The organism is Stenotrophomonas sp. GD03958, from assembly GCF_029839005.1.
GTDB classification, from domain to species: Bacteria; Pseudomonadota; Gammaproteobacteria; order Xanthomonadales; family Xanthomonadaceae; genus Stenotrophomonas; species Stenotrophomonas hibiscicola.
The window spans coordinates 1-3,601 of record NZ_JAOBZT010000136.1 but is presented as its reverse complement, the minus strand read 5'-3'; the positions used below and the strand labels follow the sequence as shown (position 1 = coordinate 3,601).

Sequence of the window (3,601 nt, the reverse complement as noted above, 5' to 3'; positions counted from 1 at the left end):
CCGCCAGCGGCTGGGCCGGGCCCCGGAGGGGGACTTGCAGCGTCCCCCGCAACCGGACCCACCCCGCCATCCCCCGGAATGCCAGCTCTTGACGTTGACGTTGACGTTGACGTTGCTTCTGCGGGTGCAGGGCGCAGCCCTGCCACTTACCCAACCGGCTGCAGTGGCACCTTCGCCAGCACCCGCGCCCACGGGAACAACGGCCCCGGATCACGCTTGCGCGCCACCATCAGCGTCGGATCATCGCTGGCCGGCACCTGCTCCCGATCCAGCTGGTCATGCCCGGCAATCCGCTGCAGCGACGGATAGCGCACCACCAGCGCCTGCAGCAGCCGCTCCAGCGCTTCCAGTTGCGCCTCGGTGTAGGCCTCGTCCATCGCCTGGTGACGGCTGTCGAACCAGTGCGGGTAGCGCCCGGTATTGACCAGCTCGATGCCCAGCGTATGCGCGTTCATGCCGCGCACGTGGTGGGCCACGCGTTCGGGCGCAACGTACTGCACCACGCTGCCATCGCGGTCGATGTAGAAGTGCCCGCTGTTGCCGGCACCGCTGTCATACAGCACGCGCTCGCCGTACTCGCGGGCCATCGCCAGATCGGGCAGCTCGGTGCAGTGGATCACCACCATCTCCAGCGCGGCCGGATCGCGCAGCGGCAGTCGGTCGTGGTAGGGCAGGGGCTGCAGCTGCAGGCCGGGCAGGAGCGGGTTGGGCATCCGGCGATGCTAGCATTGCGGCATGAACCTGCCTTCTCTTTCCTGGTTGGCCCGCGCCCACGGAGCACGCGCATGAGCCGCGGCCACTGCATCCTCTCCCATGGCTTCGAGAGCGGCCCAGAGGCGACCAAGGTCACCGCGCTGGCCGAGGTGGCCCAACGCCTGGGCTGGACCCACGAGCGCCCCGACTACACCGACCTGGACGCGATGAGCGAGGTCAGCCGGGTGGGCGACGTGCCGACCCGCCTGCGCCGTCTGGTTGAACGCGCCGCCATCGCTGCCCGTCAGGGGCCGGTGGTACTGGCCGGCTCCAGCCTGGGCGCCTACATTTCCGCCATCGCCTCGCTGCAGGTGCCGGTAGCCGGCCTGTTCCTGATGGTGCCGCCGACCACCATGGGCCCGATGCCGGCGCTGGACGCCGCTGTGGTGCCGACCACGGTGGTGCAGGCCTGGCATGACGACGTGGTACCGGCTGCCGGCGTGATTGCCTGGGCGCAGGCGCGTTCGGCGCAGTTGCTGCTGGTTGACGATGGCCACCGCCTGGAGCGCCACGTGGAGGCCTCTGCGCAGGCCTTCGAGCGCCTGCTGCGGCAACTGTGAAGCCGGGGCGCACGGCGCGCCTGCCCGCATTGACTACAATGGCAGCCCCGCCGCCCCCGGCGCGGGCCTGCCGGCCGTGCCTACGGCCCTCCTTTCCGACCGGCCCGGCCCCTGTGCCGCGCCCGACCACCTGCGAACCGACCCCGTGAAATTCTTCGTCTCCTGCGCCAAGGGCCTGGAATACCTGCTTGCCGATGAACTGTCGGCCCTGGGCCTTGCCAAGGCCACCGCCACCATTGCCGGCGTCAACGCCGAGGGCGAACTGGCGCAGGCGCTGCGGATCGTGATGTGGTCGCGCTTGGCCAGCCGCGTGCTGTGGCCGATCGCCGAGTTCGACTGCCCGGACGAGCAGGCCCTGTATGACGGCGTGCGTGCGCTGCCGTGGCACGAGCACATCACGCCGGAGATGACCCTGGCGGTGGACGCACACGTGTCCGGTGACAAGATCACCCATGCGCGCTTTGCCGCGCAGCGGATCAAGGACGCCATCGTCGACCGGATGCGTGATGAAGGCCTGGAGCGCCCCTCGGTCAACACCGACCTGCCCGATGTGCGCGTCAACCTGTCGCTGCGCAAGGGCCGTGCTTCGCTGTCGATCGACCTCGGCGGTGGCCCGCTGCATCGCCGTGGCTGGCGCGGTGCCGCCCACGAGGCGCCGCTGAAGGAAAACCTGGCCGCCGCGCTGCTGCTGCGCGCGCAGTGGCCGCGCCTGCACACCGCCGGAGGCGGCCTGCTGGACCCGATGTGTGGCAGCGGCACGCTGCTGATCGAAGGTGCACTGATGGCCGCCGACGTCGCCCCTGGCCTGATGCGGCATGGCAGCCTGCCGCCGAGCCGTTGGCTGGGCTTCGACAAGGCGGCCTGGAAGTCCATCCAGAGCGAAGCACGCGAGCGCGAAGCGGCCGGCCTGGCCGCGCTGAAGCCGGTCATCCATGGCAGCGATATCGACCCGGCCGCGATCCAGGCCGCCCGCGAGAATGCAGAGGTTGCCGGCGTCGCCCACGCGATCCGCTTCACCCGCGCCGATGTCGCCGACCTGGCCGCGCCCGAACAGGAGATCGGAGCGGTGGTCTGTAACCCGCCGTACGACGAACGCCTGGCTGCCGATCCGGCGCTGTACCGCGCGTTGGGCAATGCCCTGCAGAAGGCCGTGCCGCAGTGGCGTGCCAGCCTGCTGTGCGGCAATGACGAGCTGGCCTTCGCCACTGGCCTGCGCGCCAGCAAGAAGTACCAGATGTTCAACGGTGCGCTGGAATGCGCGCTGATCGTCTGCGATCCGATTGCCGTGCCGGGTCGTGATCCGGCACAGCCGCGCGAGCTGAGCGAAGGCGCGCAGATGGTGGCCAACCGGCTGCGCAAGAACCTGAAGAAGTTCAAGAGCTGGCGTGCCCGCGAGGACATCACCTGCTTCCGCGCCTACGACGCCGACCTGCCGGAGTACGCGGCGGCCATTGATGTCTACGAGGAAGACGGAGGCAAGCGCCGCACCTTCCTGCATGTGCAGGAGTACGCGGCACCGGCGGCGATTCCCGAGAACGACGTGCGCCGCCGCCGCAACGAGCTGCTGGCCGCCGCGCGCGAAGTGTTCGGCGTGCCACCGGAACAGGTGTCGATGAAATCGCGCGAGCGCGGCAAGGGCGGCAGCAAGTACGGCCGCTTCGAGCAGCGCGACGAGTTCATCGTGGTGCGAGAGAACAACGCGCTGCTGCAGGTGAACCTGTTCGATTACCTGGATACCGGCCTGTTCCTCGACCATCGCCCGCTGCGCCGGATGATGGCCGAGCAGGTGCGTGGCAAGCGTTTCCTCAACCTGTTCTGCTACACCGGCGTGGCCAGCGTGCAGGCCGCCGTGGCCGGTGCCGCCAGCACCACCAGCGTCGACCTGTCGGCCACCTATCTGCAGTGGTGCTACGACAACCTGGCGCTGAACGGGCAGGGGGGCAACCAGCATCTGCTGGTACAGGCCGATGCAATGGCCTGGCTGGAAGGCGACCGCGGCCAGTACGACGTGATCTTCTGTGACCCGCCGACCTTCTCCAATTCCGCCCGCGCCGATGATTTCGACGTGCAGCGCGAACAGCTGAAGCTGCTGCGGGCGGCGGTGGCGCGGCTGGCACCGGGTGGCGTGCTGTACTTCTCCAACAACTTCCGCCGCTTCAAGCTGGAAGAGAACGCCATCGCCGAATTCGCCCAGTGCCGCGAGATCACCGCACGCACCATCGGTCCGGATTTCGAGCGCAACGCGCGCATCCACCGCGCGTGGGAACTGAAGCGGTTGGGGTAAGCCC

The 3,601-nt window shown here is 69.1% G+C and carries 3 protein-coding genes; 2 read left to right on the top strand and 1 reads right to left on the bottom strand.

Features of this window, described 5'->3' with window-relative positions; all coding sequences use genetic code 11:
* Positions 1–146: 146 nt before the first annotated feature.
* Entirely contained in the window at positions 147–713 is a 567-nt protein-coding gene (locus tag N5C25_RS20350; RefSeq protein WP_058979485.1) for an N-acetylmuramoyl-L-alanine amidase, read from the bottom strand.
* A 72-nt stretch (positions 714–785) separates the two neighbouring features.
* Between N5C25_RS20350 and N5C25_RS20345 the strand changes: the two genes are divergently transcribed.
* Together N5C25_RS20345 and rlmKL are read left to right on the top strand one after the other, a co-directional pair.
* Positions 786–1,313, top strand: coding sequence for an alpha/beta hydrolase (locus N5C25_RS20345; protein WP_019659068.1), 528 nt, complete (start codon positions 786–788; stop codon positions 1,311–1,313).
* A 145-nt stretch (positions 1,314–1,458) separates the two neighbouring features.
* Positions 1,459–3,597 carry a bifunctional 23S rRNA (guanine(2069)-N(7))-methyltransferase RlmK/23S rRNA (guanine(2445)-N(2))-methyltransferase RlmL gene (rlmKL, locus tag N5C25_RS20340; protein ID WP_279937788.1) on the top strand — a complete coding sequence of 713 codons (2,139 nt, stop codon included), beginning with the start codon at positions 1,459–1,461 and terminating at the stop codon, positions 3,595–3,597.
* Positions 3,598–3,601 lie beyond the last annotated feature (4 nt).